An 18,433-nucleotide genomic window follows, 5' to 3' on the forward strand; every position below is an offset into this window, starting at 1 on the left:
GAAGGTATGATTGCATCGGCAAAAAAGCTAACCGTTAGCAAAACATTGTTTCTTTCTCATTTGCTGCTGGCTTTAGTCATTATCGGTGGAATGAGTGTGGCTCGTTATGAGAGCGAATGGTATCGACAGGTCAATTTTTCCGCAACACTGGCAAAGCAGTCTCTCCAATCTCAAATTCATCCTTTCTCCGCCGCAGTGGGCGGCATCAACTACGCAGCGATGACACTCCCGTCCACTATCGATACTCTCAGTGCGATCGAAAATATGCTTTTTGTCGAGATCTCTGGTGTTTCTGACTTTTCGCGTAAATCGGTGGTGGTGCGTTATGTGCCGAACCAAAGTAAAGTCTGGCGTGCCGATCTAGCCAGCGATGAGGTTAAGCAATCAGCGGATCGGGTCAACAAGTTGACTGGGATGCTGAAGCTGGTGGAGTCATACAACACTTTGCAAGTACGAAAGCTTAACTACTTGCTTGAGCGCGCTAAAGCAGAGCAGCGTTTGCTGGCGAATAGCGTGCGCAAAGAAGAGACCTTTGAACTCAAATGGGAAAAACCGACCACGTTTTCTCCCTATTACTCTCTCGATGAATCTACTTACACTCTGCATGTTTTATTGCCGCTTAGAAATCAAAATGGAGGCTCAATTTGGGCGGTATTTGATGCTCAAGAACTGCGGGATTTCAAGCAAAGCTTAACTTATTCAATTGTTCTTGAAGCTTTGATTGCTCTTTCATTGGCCTCACTTGTCGTCTATTGGGTGGCATATTGGATAGTCCGACCGTTGAAACGCTTAGCGGACAGTATGTCTAAGACGGTTAATTATCGCAGTTTGGATGGTTTCCCAGAACTTGAACGCAGTGATGAAATTGGTCAATTAGCGCAGGCATATCGTGGTTTGTTGCTCAAGATTGACCAACAACTGGATTCATTGAGGGCGAAATCCGATGCGGATTCTCTCACGGGGCTGGGGTCAAGATACAAATACTCCCATGCGGCCTCGACTTACATAGAGCGCAACCTTAGAGCCGGCAAGGCGGTGGGGTTGCTAATATGTGATATTGACAACTTTAAAGCCTACAACGATATATACGGGCATATGCAAGGGGACAAGGCGTTAGTGACCGTCGCCGCTCAGTTGCAATCAAAGCTGACTAATGTCGATCTCGCTTTTCGTTATGGAGGAGAAGAGTTTGTCATTCTTTGTTGCCGCCGTGATAAAGCCGAGCTTGAACGCGTTGGTGAGCAGATGCGCCGTGCAGTTGAAGAGGTAAATCTATCTCATAGTGGCAATGCCGGTTATGGCAGAATCACGATATCGATAGGAGGATCACTGGCGCAACTCAGCCAAGCTCAAAACGAGGTGGCTGACTTTGATGCTATGGTTGAGTCACTGTTTTCGACTGCGGACAAAGCTCTCTATGAGTGTAAAAAAGCGGGGCGCAACCGTACCGCTTGGGCCAGTGTATTTTATCCGGTGCAATCCGGTTCTTACCCGCTATTGGGTTGTAAAAAATAGAGTTTGCCGCTGTCGGTTGAAAATAGCAGTTTATCGTCAGGCGTAACGATCAGTGCGCGCACGCGTTCACCCAACTCCTCGACAATACGGCTTTCTTGAACAGCGCCATTTTCTGATAGCTCGATGACATTAATGTGAGTTAATTTCAATGCACCAATAATCAGTTTACCGTTTAACTCGGGATAGCGTTCTCCGCGATAGATAAGCAAACTACTAGGAGCAATTGAGGGGACATAGGCTTGAGTTGGAGAATGGATGCCAGGCATCTCTTTGGCTTCGCCAACATCCAGTGGACCCCAGTATTCTTTACCATGGGATGTCACTGGCCAACCATAATTGTGTCCTTGCTCAATCAAGTTGATTTCGTCACCGCCTCTCGGGCCGTGCTCAACTGACCAAAGCTGGTTGGTTGCCGAATCGTAAAACAAGCCCTGAGGGTTACGATGGCCGTAACTCCAAATGGCGCTGGCGTTCTTGCCTTCTGATACGAATGGGTTGGAGTCAGGTACACTGCCATCGGGCAGTAAACGTAAAATACTGCCGGCGTGAGTCTGCTTGTTTTGTCCATTGGCTCTTTGACCTCTATCGCCAATAGAAAAGTACACGTAGCGCTCATCAAAAGTGATCCTACTGCCAAAGTGACGCCCAGTACTTGAACCAGAATAAGAGACAAAAATATCTTCTAGGTTAACGAGCTTATTCTCGACTAAAGATGCGCTGGCTAAAACGGTCTCAATCCCTGTGGGTAGATCGCGACTGTAGCTGAAGTAGTAGCGGTGGGCGTCAAACGGGGATTTCGCCACATCAAGCAAGCCTCCTTGCCCTTTTGCTAACACATGGGGAAAATCGAAAATAACGCGGTATTGACCGGTGTGGTGGTTAAGGATCCCGACTTGGCCGTGGCGTTCAGTGAGGAGTATTCTTTGCTCATCTATCACTGCCATGCCCCAAAGTACGCCGCGTCCAGATAACAATAATTCTGCTTGCCATGATTGCGCATAGGCAGGTGCGAACAGAAGAGGCAGTAACCAGTAGATAATCCATTTCATAAGTTGCCTTCCTTTTTTATCATCACTGACTACCAAGCGCGCAGTTTAATAGAATCGCTAGACCCTCAACTCGTTGCCTTGCCTACAAACCCAGTTATTCTTGCTGGACCAAGCATCTTGAGGTTATTTGAGTATATGAAATAGCGTGAGTGTTTGCTCGTCTATCGTCAACCTATCAAGCTAAGTGATTAGTGAAATTGCTTGTATATGAGCAATAAATGCACTATTGTGACGATTCGTCAATAATGACGATGCGTCATAAATTGAGTTCGGTGTGAAAATTTGTTCGTGTTATAATCTCGGTATCAAGGAGTACAAAATAAACGGGTAAACAAAGATGTTTGGTTTTCGCTGTGACAAGAAAGAGCAGAAAAACGCAGGCGGTTGCACGTTAGGGTTGAGCCGTAAAAAGCAAGCCATAGCCGATCGTGAAGTGGAACTCGTCTTGTTGGCAAAGTCTTTGGTACAAGAGCAAGGGTTTAGCAACTTGACCATGGATAAGCTAACCGCTTTGAGTCCATACTCAAAAGGAACGATTTACAATCACTTTTGTAGTAAGGAAGATGTGGTTCTTGCGCTGTGTATCCATTCGTTAAAAGCGGAAGCATTATTGTTTGCAAGAGCGGATGCGTTCGATGGTTCGAGTCGCGAGAAAGTGGTCGCGATGCATGTTGGTTATCGAATTTACACCCGCTTGGAGCCTGTTTTATCAACATGTGCGATTATGGCTAAAAGCCCTTGGGTACTGGAAAAAGCATCCGCAGAGCGAGTCAAAGAGCTCAGTCGACTTGAGGAGCAAGTTGTAGAGTACGCTGATCGATTGGTCCAAACGGCTGTCGAACAGGGCGATTTACAATATTCGGCTGGTATAGGTTCTGACTCTATCGTGTTTGCCAATTGGGCGATTGCTTTTGGATCCAATGCTCTTACACAGAGCTCGGGACAAAGCCATTGTATTAAACGCTTACAAGACCCTTACACCGTACTCAACAATGCCAATATGTTGCTTGATGGTCTAAATTGGAAACCCTTGTCCTCGCAGTGGGATTACCGGAAAACATGGCAGCGTGTTGAGAAAGAGCTGTTTAGTGCCGAAGTCGAGTACCTCTCTTCCGTCGGCCGCTAAGCTAAACGCCCCAAAAGGGCGTTTTTAAGCACCGTTTGTGACGAATCGTCATTTTTTGGCTGGGTGAGTACATCCAAATAGCTTGTTGATTGATAAACCAGAGTGATCTGGTTTTTCTTTCAACTTTCTTGACGAAACGTCACAAATGGAGAGTGTGATGAACATAAATCAGTACAACACGAAAGTGTGGTATACCCGATTAACCCAGCAACCTTGGCTGGTGTTGCTTCTATCCGTGTTGTTGTTAGTCGTTGCCAGTTACGGCGGCAAAAATCTCTACTTTGAAGGAGATTATCGAATCTTTTTTGATGGGAACAATCAACAGCTGCAAGCCTTTGATGAGATACAAGCGACGTTCTCAAAATCTGACAATATTTCAATTGTTATTGCGCCGACAGATGGCGAAATATTCACTGTATCAACATTGACCTTGATACAACATTTAACCGAGCAGGCTTGGCTGGTGCCATACACCAGTCGGGTCGACTCACTGGCTAACTATCAACATACCCAAGCAGTGCAAGATGACCTGTTGGTTGAAGACTTATTGCTTGAAGAGCACCCGCTGACTAAAGCGCGTGTTGAGTACGTCAAGCAAGTGGCACTAAATGAACCTGCATTAGTTAATTCGATGGTCTCAGCATCGGGTAAGGTATCGGTGATCAATATTACGATACAGATGCCTGAAATTGATAAAACCGCCGAGTCCGTTGAGGTGAACCGTTACGTTGATGAACTGATCAATGATTATCGCCAACACTACCCAGAGGTGGAGTTTCACAAAGCTGGCATCATTGCTTTAAATGGTGCGTTCGTTAAAGCTGCGCAAGATGATAGCGCGACACTTGTCCCTGCGATGTTTCTCATCATCTTAGTTTTTCTCACCATCATGTTGCGTTCCATATTGAGCGTTGCGGCGACTCTCATAATTATCGTTGGTTCTGTTGCAGCAACATTGGGAATTACGGGTTGGCTTGGTATGTACATCACTACTGCAACCGTCAATATTCCTACTTTAGTCATGACACTCGCGGTGGCCGATTGTGTCCATATCATCGCGGCGATGCGCCACAAAATGAAGCATAGTGCGAATAGATTGGCTGCGGTCGACCATAGCGTCGCGATTAATGCGATGCCGATATTGATAACCTCAGTCACCACCGCGATTGGCTTTCTGATGATGAACATGTCCGATTCGCCAGTATTGCAACAGTTTGGCAATGTCGCGGCATTGGGCGTTATGCTCGCATGTGGCTTGTCGGTCACCTTGTTACCTGCTTTGCTAAAGATTCTGCCGATAACAGTGGTAAGTGCGCCCGAATCGACGGCGAAAAAACCAAGTATTTTTGACCGTCTAGCAGATTTTGTCATCGATTATCATCGCATTATGTTGCCGTTATCGATTGTGGTGATTTGTTTAGCTGGGCTTGCGATTCCACTCAATAAAGTCAATGACGACTCAGTCCGATATTTCGACCACACCAGTGATTTTCGTCAAGCTGCAGACTTTATGGAGAAAGAGATTAGTGGCATGACCAATATCAGCGTTGCAATAAAGACTGCGGAATCACAAGGTATTGCCTCACCAAAGTTTATTGCTGCGTTGGGTGAGTTTACTGATTGGTTACGAAGCCAACCAAACATAGATCATGTCGCCACGCTAAGTGACACCTACAAACGGCTCAATCAAAATATGCATGGCGACCAAGCGAGTTACTATCGCTTACCGCAAGACAGACAACTCGCTGCGCAGTACTTGCTGTTGTATGAAATGTCCTTGCCATTTGGTTTGGATCTCAATAATCAGCTCAATATTGATAAGTCGTCGGTTAAGTTGGTCGTAACGACGCAAAACCGTGGTAGTGCAGAACTGGTCGCACTTGAGCAGCAGATTTACCAATGGTTTGAGGAGCATGCTTCCCAGTATCAAGTGGTGGCTTCCAGTCCTAACTTGATGTTTGCCCACATAGGTGAAACGAACATGGCAAGTATGCTAACAACGCTGCCTATTACGTTGTTGCTCGTCTCTGCCTTAATGATATTCGCGCTAAAATCCCTTCGCTTGGGTCTGATTAGCCTCATGCCAAATGTGGCACCAGCGGTGATCGGGTTTGGTCTGTGGGCATTGATTTCCGGTGAGATCAACTTAGGTTTATCCGTGGTTGTGACATTGACCTTGGGGATCGTGGTGGACGATGCGGTGCATTTTCTTACTAAGTACCAACGAGCACGTGCCAGTGGCCAAGATACTCAGCAGGCGATTCGTTACGCCTTTCATACGGTTGGACGAGCGTTATGGATAACGACCGTGGTTTTGGTTGCCGGTTTTTCCGTACTCGCAATGTCCAGCTTCAGACTGAACTCGGATATGGGACTGCTCAGTGCCATCGTGATCTTTATTGCCTTGGTTGTCGATTTTGTTTTTCTCCCCGCGTTGCTGATGAAGTTCGATAAGCAACATGACCAATCCTATTCCGACCAGCCGGCAATAGAGTCAGTTTCAACCCCACAAGCAACAAGACAAGGAGTCACATTATGAATTTATCCGCGAAACTTTGGCGCAAGAGTGCCGTCGTATTGGCCATCGTCTGTGCCAATCTAATCCCAGTTGCTGTCGCTGAGGATGGGCGAGGGTTGGAAATTGCCACAGAAAGAAAAAATCGCGATCAGGGGTGGGGGGATTCATTAAGCCAAATGGAGATGATATTAACCGATGCCCAAGGAGCAAGCAGTACGCGATTGATGCGCTTAAAAAGCCTTGAAGTGGATGATGATGGGGATAAAGGGTTAACGATTTTTGATCAGCCGCGTGACGTAAAAGGCACGGCATTTCTTAACCATTCACACATCGCGGAGCCGGACGACCAGTGGCTTTATCTTCCTGCTTTGAAGCGAGTTAAACGTATTTCATCGCGCAATAAGTCTGGTCCTTTTATGGGCAGTGAGTTTTCTTACGAAGACCTCAGTTCATTTGAACTGGAGAAGTACCGCTTTAAGTTACTCAAACAAGAAGAATTTGCTCAAGTGAATAGCTATGTTCTAGAGCAGATCCCGACAGATAAGTACTCAGGCTATAGCAAGCAAATTACTTGGCTCGATGCGGAGCACTATCGTCCGTTAAAAGTCGAGTTTTATGACCGCCGAGGCGCGTTGCTTAAAACACTGACATTCAGTGAATATCACCAGTACCTCAATCAATATTGGCGAGCGCACAAAATGGTCATGGTCAACCATCTTTCGGGGAAGCGTACCGAGTTGATAACCAGCAAGTTACAGTTTCAAACCGGGTTAACGACCAAAGACTTTCAGCAGAACATCCTCAAACGGATTAGGTAGGGTGTGATGCAGTTTTATTTCAAGTTGGCACTTGGCACATTAATCATGGCAAGCCAATTTGCGAGTGCGCTCGAGTTGAGTGGGCAGGTAAACCTAGAACATCGGCAGTTTCTGTCGCAAGGGACACAGGGGCAAGGCCAAGGTCAAACCTCGGTGGTATTGCAACCAGAGCTCTATTGGCAGGGGGAGGATGGTTCATCGAGCTTTACTCTGGTGCCGTTTTATCGCTATGACAGTTTGGATCAAGAACGCTCCCATGCAGATCTACGCGAGGCGCTGTGGCTTAAATATTGGGATGATTATGAGTTGCGCATCGGCGTTGGGAAAGTATTTTGGGGAGTGACTGAGTCGGCGCATCTGGTCGATGTTGTCAATCAAACCGATGCAGTGGAGTCGGTGGATGGAGAGCAGAAACTAGGACAACCAATGCTGCATCTTGCGCTAATCAAACCTTGGGGGACGCTGGACTCAATCTTATTACCTTACTTTCGACAACGCACGTTTGCAGGGCTCGATGGGCGACTTAGACCGCCGTTGCCGATTGTCTCAGATGCGATGTACGAATCATCAAGAAAACAAGCTCATCTAGACTATGCCTTTAGGTACAGTGCGATGCTTGACGATTGGGATATTGGGGTGAGTTATTTTAATGGTACCAATCGAGACCCTTACTATCGTGTAGCGTCCCATAGCAACCAATTAGTACTGGTGCCGTTTTATGCTCAATCTTCACAATTGGGTGTCGATCTGCAGGGGATTGTTGGTGACTGGCTATGGAAACTAGAAGCCATATATCGGGATAGTTTTGATCACCATACCGCCAGCGTAGCGGGCTTTGAATACACCCATATTGGCGTATTTGGCTCTGTTTTGGATATTGGCTATATAGCTGAATATCTCTATGACAGCCGAGGAAATAACGCTCAATCTGTTGGGCAGAATGACCTGTTTATTGGCAGTCGCTTTGTTCTCAATGATGAAGCGGGGACAGAAGTGCTTGTTGGGTTAACGCAGGATCTCGATCACCGTGACGTCTATAACGGTAAGTTAGAAGCATCGAGTCGCTTAACCAATCATTTGAAATGGCGATTGAATGCGTGGTGGTTCGAAAATCAGACGCCAACTGACTTACTCTATTTTGCACGGCGCGATGATTTTGTTGAACTATCGATAGAGTATTATTTTTAGCTAATAGCGCTATAGACCAGTCGCGTAAAAACAAACTAAGGGAGCAGATCAAGCTCCCTTTTTTTAAATAATAAGTATGAGTTATTACACTAAATTGGATAGAATGTTACACAAAATATAACTAAATAATTAAAAAACAGTTGCGGAAAGGTTGGCCTATGAACTCATTCCAATGGGACAGTTGTTATGAAACGGGGATTGATGAAGTCGATGAACAACATCAGTTTCTTGTGGATATTATTAATCGCTATGGTGTGTTGGTCGCCGAAAACACCATTTCGCTGCACGATATTCGAACCATCTTGTTTGAGCTTTCCCAATATTCAGAGTTTCATTTCCGCGAAGAAGAAGCCTTGATGCGTCAAAAAGGCATCTACTCAGAGCATTTACAACGGCACATCAAGGTGCATCGAGCGTTTATGACTGAGATCATTAGCATGCAAGCGTTTGTGAATGCGGAAAACAAACGGGCATCTGAACTGTTGCTCAACTTTCTTATCCATTGGTTGGCTTACCACATCCTAGGTATCGACAAAAACATGTCTCGCCAATTGGCGAAAATTGACCGTGGGATTGATGCCAAAGTGGCGTATGAGGAAGAGGAAAAGGCCTCAGATAGTAGCACAGAGCCACTACTTGCGGCGCTAACGGGCCTATTTGAACAAGTTTCTGAGCGTAATAAGGCGCTATTGGAGCTTAACCAAAATCTTGAAGATATGGTGCAAGAGCGCACTAAGCAGCTGCTCAAAGCCAATGAGCAGTTAGAGGAACTCTCGCTGACGGATTCCCTTACCCAGTTACCCAATCGCCGCTGTGCAATGCGCCAACTCAAACAGTTGTGGGATGTCGCATCGGTTAAAAACGAACCGCTGGTGGCGATTATGATCGATGTTGATCATTTCAAAGAGGTGAATGATAGTGCAGGGCATGATGCAGGGGACTTGGTTTTGCAAGAGATTGCCACCTTGCTTAAACATCATTTTCGCAATGATGATGTGGTTTGTCGGTTGGGTGGTGATGAATTCTTTGTAATTTGTCCCAATACCGACCAACAAGGTGGTCTGTATGTCGCTCGCCAAGCGCAAGAGTCAATATCAGAACTGCAACTCGATCTGGGTAAAGCATTTTGGCGTGGCAGCATTAGTGTTGGTGTCGCTGAGCGATTGGGTTCGATGGAGAGTTATCACGATCTGATTAAAGTCGCAGACAACGCAGTGTATCGTGCAAAAGCAGCAGGGCGAAATCGAGTATCCGCTTGGCTTAGCGTGGAATAGTATCAACGTTTGAATGGATTTTTATTGCGCCCATAAGCCGATTTGCTCAGCTCTATAGTGATTTTATCATCCATACATCACAGCTACCGTGTATGCTGCTAGCAATCGGAGCATCTAAATGCTCAAAGCCGACTTTTTCATACAGAGTGATAGCAGCATGCATGGAACTTAAAGTGTCTAAGTAGCACTGGCTAAACCCTTGCTGCTTGGCAAAGTCTAAACATGCGAGCGTGAGTTTCTTACCTAATCCCAAACCGCGACTTTGGGGCAAAAGGAAGAGTTTTTTTAGTTCGCATATATCATCGGAATGATTGAGTGGAGCAAGACCACACCCTCCTACGACGTCACCATCAATCGTGGCGACTAAATATAAACTTTTGTTTTTTTCAGTGTAGTAGTGACTCATCGCCTCTACTTCGGCATCGGATGGTCCGAACCCTTCACCAATAGCGCCAAATTCAGCGCCTACCGTTTTGATTATATTGCATATTTCTTCATTCTGTTCAGCCAGAATTGGTTTGACGATTAACGACATTTTGACTTCCTTTGCACATGTCTATATCCCTTGATGTGGGTATAAAAATTCCAACTATCAATATTAGAGCCGAATTTTTACTCAAAGACAGTGAGAATAGTGATTTCAGATTGGATTTAGACGTGTCATTCGTTACTATGTACAGCTATTTAAAGACCCAAGATCCCGATTGGGACGCTTATGGAACTACCACTTATGTCACTCGCTTTGAGCTTTGCTTAAAAGGGGGCGTAGGTAGATGAGGAAACGATGCAACATCTAGAAGAGATCATTGCTAATGCGAGCGCAGCAATTGAAGCTGCACAATCGCTAGTCGCACTTGATGAAGTGCGTGTTCAGTATCTAGGTAAAAAAGGTGAGCTAACGGCTCAACTTCAAAGCCTAGGTAAACTGCCACCGGAAGAGCGCCGCGAAGCTGGTCAAGAGATCAACAAAGCAAAAGGCGTAGTACAGCAAGCAATCGCTGCGCGTAAAGACGCACTACAAAGTGCTGAGCTAGAAGCGAAACTCGCTGCTGAAACAATCGACGTGACTCTACCAGGTCGTCGAATTGAAAACGGTGGTCTACACCCAGTTACTCGTACTGTAGAACGTATCGAGAAGTTCTTTGGCGAGCTAGGCTTTAGCACTGAAGCTGGTCCAGAGATCGAAGATGCATTCCACAACTTCGACGCACTGAACATTGCTGCGGATCACCCAGCACGTACTGATCACGATACTTTCTTCTTTAACCCAGACTTGATGCTGCGTACTCACACATCTGGCGTACAGATCCGTACGATGGAAAATGGTAAACCACCATTCCGCTTCATCGCACCAGGCCGTGTATACCGTAATGATTACGACCAAACGCACACGCCAATGTTCCACCAAGTGGAAGGTCTGCTTGTTGATGAAAACGTGAACTTTGCACAGCTTAAAGGTGTGTTACACGATTTCCTATGTAACTTCTTTGAAGAAGAAGTGGAAGTTCGTTTCCGTCCTTCTTACTTCCCATTCACTGAGCCTTCAGCAGAAGTTGACGTGAAAGGTAAGAACGGCAAATGGTTAGAAGTACTAGGCTGCGGTATGGTTCATCCGAATGTACTGCGCAGCGTAGGTATCGACCCTGAGAAATACTCTGGTTTTGCATTTGGTATGGGTATCGAGCGTTTAACTATGCTTCGTTACGGTGTAAACGATCTGCGTTCGTTCTTCGAAAACGATCTTCGTTTCCTAAAACAGTTCAAGTAATCCAGGGGATCAAGCACAATGAAATTCAGCGAATCATGGCTTCGTGAGTGGGTGAATCCTGCGATTACCACTGACGAACTAACACACCAAATCACTATGGCTGGTCTAGAGGTAGATGACGTTTTACCTGTAGCGGGCACGTTCAACGGCGTAAAAGTGGGTCACGTTGTTGAGTGTGGTCAACACCCAGATGCTGACAAACTGCGCGTAACGAAAGTTGACGTAGGTGAAGAAGAGCTTCTAGACATCGTATGTGGTGCGGCTAACTGTCGCCAAGGTCTAAAAGTTGCAGTTGCAACGGTAGGCGCTGTTCTACCGGGTGATTTCAAAATCAAAAAAGCCAAGCTACGTGGCCAGCCTTCACACGGTATGCTTTGTTCATTCACTGAACTGGGTATCGATGTAGAATCAAACGGCATTATGGAACTGGCAGAAGACGCAGTGGTTGGCACTGACTTCCGCGAATTCTTAGGTCTAGACGATGTAACTGTTGACGTTGACCTAACGGCTAACCGCGCAGACTGTTTCAGCATTCGTGGTCTTGCTCGTGAAGTGGGCGTTCTAAACCGCGCTGACGTTACAGAGCCAGCAGTTGAAGCTGCAGTAGAAACGATCACTGACACGGTTTCAATTGAAGTCAAAGCACCTGCGGCATGTCCACGTTACCTTGGTCGAGTGATCAAAAACGTAAACGTTCAAGCAGAAACACCGCTTTGGATTCAAGAGAAGCTACGTCGTTGTGGCATGCGTTCAATTGACCCAGTAGTCGACGTAACTAACTACGTAATGCTAGAACAAGGTCAACCAATGCACGCATTTGACCTTGCTAAGATTGAAGGTGGCATCGTTGTACGTCTGGCTGAGCAAGGTGAGAAGCTAGTACTTCTAGATGGCAGTGAAGCAGAGCTAAACGCCGATACTCTTGTAGTGGCTGACCACAATAAAGCGCTTGCAATTGCGGGTATCTTCGGTGGTGAAGATTCAGGCGTTAGCACTGAAACTAAAGATGTACTACTTGAGTGTGCATTCTTTGCTCCTGACCACATTCGTGGTCGTGCTCGTAGCTACGGTCTACACACTGATTCATCTATGCGTTTTGAGCGTGGTGTCGATTACGCACTACAATTCAAAGCCGTTGACCGTGCAACACAGCTTCTAATCGAAATTTGTGGTGGTGAAGTTGCACCAGTAGTGGCAGTGGAGTCTGAAGCAGACCTACCTAAGCCAAACCAAGTAGCACTTCGTCGCACTAAACTAGACAACCTACTGGGTCACCACATTGCGGATGCAGACGTGGTAGAGATCCTAGAGCGTCTAGGTATGACAGTTGAAGCAAATGCTGAAGGTTGGGTTGCTGTTGCACCGACATGGCGTTTCGACATTGCTATTGAGCAAGATTTGATTGAAGAAGTTGGTCGTATCTACGGTTACGATAACATTCCAAATCAACACCCAATTGCTGCACTGACTATGCACAACCACGTTGAAGCGGACCAACCGCTAAAACGCGTGCGTGATCTGCTGGTTGACCGTGGTTTCCACGAAGCAATTACTTACAGCTTCGTAGAGCCTGAGCAACAAAAACTGATCGTGCCAGATGTTGCACCACTTGTTCTGCCAAACCCAATCTCGGCAGACATGTCAGCAATGCGCCTAGGTCTAATCCAAGGTCTGCTAAATACTGTGGTTCACAACCAAAAACGTCAGCAACCACGTGTTCGTCTATTCGAATACGGCTTGCGTTTCATTCCATGTGAATCGGCAGAAAACGGCATGCGTCAAGAGCCAATGCTAGCAGGTGTTATCGCGGGTACTCGCGGTGAAGAACACTGGGATATGGCAACAGCAACCGTTGATTTCTTCGATCTTAAAGCGGATCTAGAAGCGGTACTTGAGCTATCTGCAAACGAAAAAGCCTACTCTTTCGTTGCCGCTAAGCACCCAGCGCTACATCCTGGTCAATCTGCAGCTATCGTACTAGATGGCAAAGAGATCGGTGTGATTGGTACGGTACACCCAGAACTAGAGCGTAAGTTCGGTCTAAACGGTCGTACTATCGTATTCGAAATCGAATGGGATGCAATCAACACTCGCGTGATTCCAGAAGCAGTCGCACTGTCTAAGTTCCCTGCAAACCGTCGTGATATCGCGGTAGTAGTCGACGAAGCAGTGGCATCTGGCGACATCGTAAACGCTTGTCTAGAGCAGGGTGGTGAGTTCTTGAAAGACGCACGTCTATTTGACGTGTACGTAGGTAAAGGCGTAGAAGAAGGCAAGAAGAGCCTAGCTATCGCACTAACGCTACAGTCTCTAGAGCGCACGCTTGAAGATGCAGATATCGCAGGTGCGGTTGATGCAATCGTTGCTCACGTTTCAGAGAAGTTTGGCGCAACTCTACGCGACTAATACTTAAAGAGACGGATATAAAAAACCTGCCAAGCGGCAGGTTTTTTTTCGTCTCATGATAGGGCTAAACTTTAAATCGTTTAGCCAGAGTTTCAAGCTGGCTTGAGAGCCCATTGAGAGTTTCGCTGCTGGCAGAAAGTTGGTCGGCCGCCTGCGCAGTTTCATCTGTTAAGGTGCTGATCTCACTAATGTTCATATTGATATCATTCACTACGGTTGATTGCTCTTCCGTTGCGGTCGCCACCAAGGTATTTTGGTCGTTGATCATTTCAATAAAGGCGTTAATTTGTTGCAGTGATAGCGCCACCGCTTCAGACTGCTCAACAACAATCGTACTTTGCTCATGTCCACGTGACATGGAATCAACCGCATTGGTCGACTCTTGCTGAAGGCGATTGATCACACCTTGGATCTCTTCGGTGGATTCCGCAGAGCGACTTGCAAGATTGCGTACCTCATCTGCTACTACAGCAAAACCGCGTCCTTGCTCACCAGCACGGGCGGCTTCGATTGCCGCGTTGAGTGCCAACAGGTTAGTTTGCTCGGAGATACTGCGAATGGTTTCTAGAATTGAGCTGATATCTTCCACTTGCACCGCAAGCGAGCTAACCACAGATTTTGCTCCGTCAATTTCCGTAGATAAGAACTCAATATTACTGGTCGTTTCGGTGACTTTCGTGACGCCGACGTTCGCCTGTTCGGTTGCTTCTCTGGCAATATTTGCCGCGCTTGCAGCATTCGAAGAAATTTCACCTACGGTAGCACCAAGTTCATTAATAGCTGTGGCGACTTGCGTTGTGCGGTCACGTTGTGAGACACAAATTTGCTGAGTTTGGTGTGCTTGACTAGCCAATGTCTCAGCGGCTTCTGACATGCGATGGCTGCTGGTCATAATTTCAGAAATGGATTCATGCACACGATCCATTAACGAGTTAAAGCTTCGCCCAATATCACTCAGTTCATCATTTGAAGAGACATCAAGGCGAACATCGAGTGCCAAGTCATTCGCGGCGTGGTTCATGTCTTTCTTCAGCGCATCGACTTTTTTACGCATATCACTGACCACAATATAGGCGATTGCGAAAGAGAGTAGCAAGCCAACAGCAATGGCCCCAAACAGGGTGTACTCGCCCTTGACGAATGTCTGCTCGCTCTGTGCATGTTGCGCTTCCGCTTGCACGAGTAAGTTATCTAGAATTGCAGCAGCTTGTTTGCGCAGGGTACCGTAACTTTTGGCATATTGTTGTTGATAGATTTGGCTCGCGGTTGCCATATCACCACGTTCGAATGCGGCTAACATCGGGGTTAGCTCTTCATTGACCATCTTTTCCATTGCCGCTTTAAGTGCAGTAGCTTCTTGCTTCATTTCAGGATTGACTTGCGCAGCAACGGCTTGCTCTAACGAGGTGACAAGTTCAGGAATGTCCTCTTCGCGGGTTTCTTTCACACGCGTTAACACCCCTTTCTTATCTTGCAGGGATTCCACTTGTTGGAGCAGCATCATATCAATACCTACGCGCATACGGGGAATACGTGATGCGACTTCTGCCATTGATCGCATCGGGTCAGCGGTATTGAGATAAATTGCTTCGGTTTGAGTTTGGATTTTGCTCATAGAGCTAACACTTAAAACGGCCACGACCAATAAGGCAAGGCAAGGGGCAAGTACAGCTAATATAAGCCGAGTTCTAATTGTAGTTTTATCAAGAAACATACCAAAATCCTGTTTGAATATGATGAATGAGCTTGTCTGAGAGCGACGTGAGAGCTTGGATAAGAGTGAGTTAACAAATATTAACTCGTTTGAATAATGATATTTATAAGCGACTTATATGTATCAAAATGTGACGGATTGGTTGTTCTCGAATTAAGCAAATTAAGATTTAATAAAACTGGGACGCCATACGCAAAAACCCCAAGCATGAACTTGGGGTTTTGTCAGACTTAGCCTACAAATGGCGCTGCCATGATTACGCGGTGGCAGTTGCCTTCGCTTTGATGCGATCGCGAGCGCCTAAAACTAGCGTCAGCGCAAAAGTGATCACAAACGCAATTGCCATACCAGCAACATAGTAGCCCAGTTTATCTGGAACAATTGAAATCACCCCAGGAAGACCTGCCGCACCCAACGCTTGGGCTTTAACATTAAATAGTGTAATGAACGCGCTTGCCGATGCAGCACCGATGATAGCGGCAATAAATGGGTAACGCAGCTTGAGGTTAACACCAAACATCGCGGGCTCGGTAATGCCTAGTAGCGCCGTCACCCCTGATGGCATTGCGATCCCTTTTAATTTGGTATCTCGAGTTGTAAAACCTACGGCGAGAGCTGCTGCACCTTGCGCAATGTTAGACATTGCCGCGATAGGGAAGATAAACGTACCACCAGTGACAGCGATGTCGGCAAGGAGCTGCGTCTCAATGGCAATAAAGCTGTGATGCATGCCTGTGATAACAAAAGGCGCATAAATAAAGCCAAATAGGGCACCACCGATAAAGCCCGCCGAATCATATAGCCAGTTCAGGCCATCACCCAGTAGGAAACCGATATCACGAGTAATTGGTCCAACTAGAGTAAAGGTTAAGAAACCAGTGATAAAGATAGCTAACATTGGCGTAAGCAAGTTATCGAGAACCGATGGAATAAACTTGCGTAGGCCGTTCTCGACTTTCGCCAGAATAAACGCAGAGACCAGAACAGGTAGCACTGAGCCCTGGTAGCCTACTTTCTGAATTTCAAAGCCGAAGATGTTCCATGTTGGGATGGTACCCGCTACGCTTGCACCGCCAAATCCCCAGCCATTGAGTAAGTCAGGGTGAACCATCAACATACCAAGCGCTGCACCTAAAAATGGATTACCGCCAAACTTTTTACTGGCTGAAAATGCCAACAGAACTGGTAAGTAGACAAACGGGGCGTTCGCAAACGTGTTGATCATGCTGGCAAGATCGGCCAAGTCCGGGTTTGCTTCAATCAAAGATTGACCGTCGATAAATAAACCTTGTGCGGTTAACAGGTTAAAAATACCCATTAACAGACCACCAGCGACAATCGCTGGGATGATTGGTACGAAAATATCAGACAGGCCTTTGACCGCACGCTGAACAATATTCTGTTTTTGCGCACCTGCTGATGCAACATCACTGGTCGACATTTCCGTCATACCGGTGAGTTTCGCCATTTCTGCGTACACCTGATTGACGATGCCTGAACCAAAAATAACTTGGTATTGACCGGCAACTTTAAATTGACCTTTTACTCCCTCAAGTTCGGCGACCGCGTCTTCATTAACAAGCGAGTCATCTTTTAAAGCGAGACGTAGGCGAGTAGCACAGTGAGCAAGCGCTTGTAGGTTATCTTTACCTCCAAGGTGCTCAAGCAGTTGTTTTGCGATTATTGGATAGTTCATTCCAAACCCCAGTAAATTATGTGGCTCTAGTTCTTATTAAAGTGTGTTCGAAAAAGATTGAGAACTTTTGGGAACGTTTGCGAAATGAATTCTTGTGGATTTATCCATCAACGTCAAAGGATGTTGGTGGTTTATGTGAACTGGATCAGCTAAACACATTCGCTAAAATCACGATACTAGGTAAAATTCATACTCAAACTGAGGTGTTTTCTGCAAACATTCCCAAGCAAACCAATAGGAAAGTGAATGGCAAGCTTACATGACGTAGCGAAATTAGCTGGCGTATCAAAATCTACGGTATCTCGCGTAGTCAACAACGAGTATGGCGTAAAAGAAGCGACCAAAATCAAGGTCATGCAGGCAGTTAAAGAGTGCGGTTATGTTGTAAACCAAGTCGCAAAGGATCTGAAATGCCAAAAGACTAACTTGGTTGGGGTGATTGTCCCTCGCGTCGCTTCGAATGCCACCTCGCAAGGGGTTGACGGTTTAAGCGCCGTGTTTGACGCGGCGGGAAAGCACGTCTTGCTGGCAAGTTCGCAGCAAGACTCAGCCAAAGAGATTGAATATATTCATATCTACAACCAAAAGCGGGTTGAAGGGATTGTGTTGTACGCGACGCATATTGATATGGAACTGGTTAATGCTATTAAGGCATCTAAAGCACCGGTGGTATTAGTGGGGCAAGATGGCTCGCTATTTAACATCCCAAGCGTAGTACATGATGATTTGCGTGTGGGGTTTGAAGCTGGCAATCGCTTACTTGATAAAGGTTGTCAACAGATTGGTTTTATTGGTGTTGATGCCTCTGATATTGCAGTAGATAAGCTCCGCTCGCAGGGTATTGAACAAGCACTGCAAATGCGTGGGGCATCGCCTTTGTTGTTTCACAGTCACGGTGAGTTCTCCATCGAGTCTGGTTATGCGCAAGTAAAACGCATTATACATGACTATCCACAGCTTGATGGTTTGTTCTGCGCAACGGACCGCATTGCTGTTGGCGCGATTAAAGCCTTGCAAGAAGCCAACATTAAAGTTGGTGAGCAGGTAAAAGTGCTGGGGGTCGGTAACGATGAGCTCGGTTACGTGGTGTCTCCTAATCTCTCTACCTTTAGCTATCCGTTTGTAAAAGCAGGAGAAAAGGGTGCTGCATTACTCCTTGATCTCATTGACGGCAAGCCACAAGAGATGAGTAAAGTGGTACTCACGTTTGATAATGTGGAGCGGGAAACTTGTTAAGTTAAGGGCATGAGCGCCGAGTATATTGCATTGAACAAGAGGGAAGCGAGGCTTCCTTTTTTTGTGTCTTAGATCACGAAGTGTTGTGGTTTAAGTGACAGAGACTTGTTGTTGACGATGAATTT

Annotated in this window: 13 protein-coding genes; 9 read left to right on the plus strand and 4 right to left on the minus strand. The window is 46.3% G+C overall.

Annotated features, from left to right (window positions below):
- Positions 1-6: 6 nt before the first annotated feature.
- Positions 7-1,515: a GGDEF domain-containing protein gene (locus GZK95_RS05800; protein WP_075714590.1), complete on the plus strand. Its 1,509-nt coding sequence runs from the start codon at positions 7-9 to the stop codon at positions 1,513-1,515.
- On the opposite strand, the gene GZK95_RS05805 is transcribed toward GZK95_RS05800, so the two are convergent.
- Complete coding sequence (locus GZK95_RS05805; protein ID WP_075714588.1) at positions 1,488-2,564, minus strand: PQQ-dependent sugar dehydrogenase; 1,077 nt, start codon at positions 2,562-2,564, stop codon at positions 1,488-1,490. The genes GZK95_RS05800 and GZK95_RS05805 overlap by 28 nt on opposite strands.
- 337 nt (positions 2,565-2,901) lie before the next feature.
- Here GZK95_RS05805 and GZK95_RS05810 point away from each other — a divergent pair, with 337 nt between their 5' ends.
- From GZK95_RS05810 to GZK95_RS05830, 5 genes are all read left to right on the plus strand, one after another.
- On the plus strand, positions 2,902-3,690 hold the full coding sequence (locus GZK95_RS05810) for a TetR/AcrR family transcriptional regulator (RefSeq protein ID WP_075709318.1): 789 nt from the start codon (positions 2,902-2,904) through the stop codon (positions 3,688-3,690).
- A 157-nt stretch (positions 3,691-3,847) separates the two neighbouring features.
- Positions 3,848-6,229 (plus strand): efflux RND transporter permease subunit, encoded by a 2,382-nt coding sequence (locus tag GZK95_RS05815; RefSeq protein WP_075714586.1) that lies wholly within the window; start codon positions 3,848-3,850, stop codon positions 6,227-6,229.
- Positions 6,226-7,026: an outer membrane lipoprotein-sorting protein gene (locus GZK95_RS05820; protein ID WP_075714584.1), complete on the plus strand. Its 801-nt coding sequence runs from the start codon at positions 6,226-6,228 to the stop codon at positions 7,024-7,026. Before GZK95_RS05815 ends, GZK95_RS05820 begins: the two co-directional genes overlap by 4 nt.
- 45 nt (positions 7,027-7,071) lie before the next feature.
- The gene (locus GZK95_RS05825) at positions 7,072-8,214 is read left to right on the plus strand and encodes a hypothetical protein (protein WP_083626189.1); all 1,143 of its coding nucleotides are present in this window, start codon (positions 7,072-7,074) and stop codon (positions 8,212-8,214) included.
- Positions 8,215-8,372: 158 nt separating this feature from the next.
- Positions 8,373-9,488, plus strand: coding sequence for a GGDEF domain-containing protein (locus GZK95_RS05830; protein WP_075714580.1), 1,116 nt, complete (start codon positions 8,373-8,375; stop codon positions 9,486-9,488).
- A gap of 52 nt (positions 9,489-9,540) precedes the next feature.
- Here GZK95_RS05830 and GZK95_RS05835 read toward each other — a convergent pair whose 3' ends face one another.
- Positions 9,541-10,023 carry a GNAT family N-acetyltransferase gene (locus GZK95_RS05835; protein WP_075714578.1) on the minus strand — a complete coding sequence of 161 codons (483 nt, stop codon included), beginning with the start codon at positions 10,021-10,023 and terminating at the stop codon, positions 9,541-9,543.
- A gap of 249 nt (positions 10,024-10,272) precedes the next feature.
- On the opposite strand from GZK95_RS05835, the gene pheS reads away from it, so the two are divergent.
- Together pheS and pheT are read left to right on the plus strand one after the other, a co-directional pair.
- Positions 10,273-11,256: a phenylalanine--tRNA ligase subunit alpha gene (pheS, locus tag GZK95_RS05840; RefSeq protein ID WP_075709324.1), complete on the plus strand. Its 984-nt coding sequence runs from the start codon at positions 10,273-10,275 to the stop codon at positions 11,254-11,256.
- Positions 11,257-11,274: 18 nt separating this feature from the next.
- On the plus strand, positions 11,275-13,662 hold the full coding sequence (gene pheT / locus GZK95_RS05845; RefSeq protein WP_075714574.1) for a phenylalanine--tRNA ligase subunit beta: 2,388 nt from the start codon (positions 11,275-11,277) through the stop codon (positions 13,660-13,662).
- Positions 13,663-13,726: 64 nt separating this feature from the next.
- Here pheT and GZK95_RS05850 read toward each other — a convergent pair whose 3' ends face one another.
- Both GZK95_RS05850 and GZK95_RS05855 read right to left on the minus strand, forming a co-directional pair.
- On the minus strand, positions 13,727-15,376 hold the full coding sequence (locus tag GZK95_RS05850) for a methyl-accepting chemotaxis protein (protein ID WP_075709326.1): 1,650 nt from the start codon (positions 15,374-15,376) through the stop codon (positions 13,727-13,729).
- A gap of 256 nt (positions 15,377-15,632) precedes the next feature.
- The gene (locus GZK95_RS05855; RefSeq protein WP_075714572.1) at positions 15,633-17,072 is read right to left on the minus strand and encodes a sucrose-specific PTS transporter subunit IIBC; all 1,440 of its coding nucleotides are present in this window, start codon (positions 17,070-17,072) and stop codon (positions 15,633-15,635) included.
- A gap of 246 nt (positions 17,073-17,318) precedes the next feature.
- Here GZK95_RS05855 and GZK95_RS05860 point away from each other — a divergent pair, with 246 nt between their 5' ends.
- On the plus strand, positions 17,319-18,308 hold the full coding sequence (locus GZK95_RS05860; RefSeq protein ID WP_075709329.1) for a LacI family DNA-binding transcriptional regulator: 990 nt from the start codon (positions 17,319-17,321) through the stop codon (positions 18,306-18,308).
- The last annotated feature ends 125 nt before the right edge of the window (positions 18,309-18,433 follow it).

The sequence above is a fragment of the Vibrio panuliri genome, from assembly GCF_009938205.1.
Taxonomy (GTDB): Bacteria; Pseudomonadota; Gammaproteobacteria; order Enterobacterales; family Vibrionaceae; genus Vibrio; species Vibrio panuliri.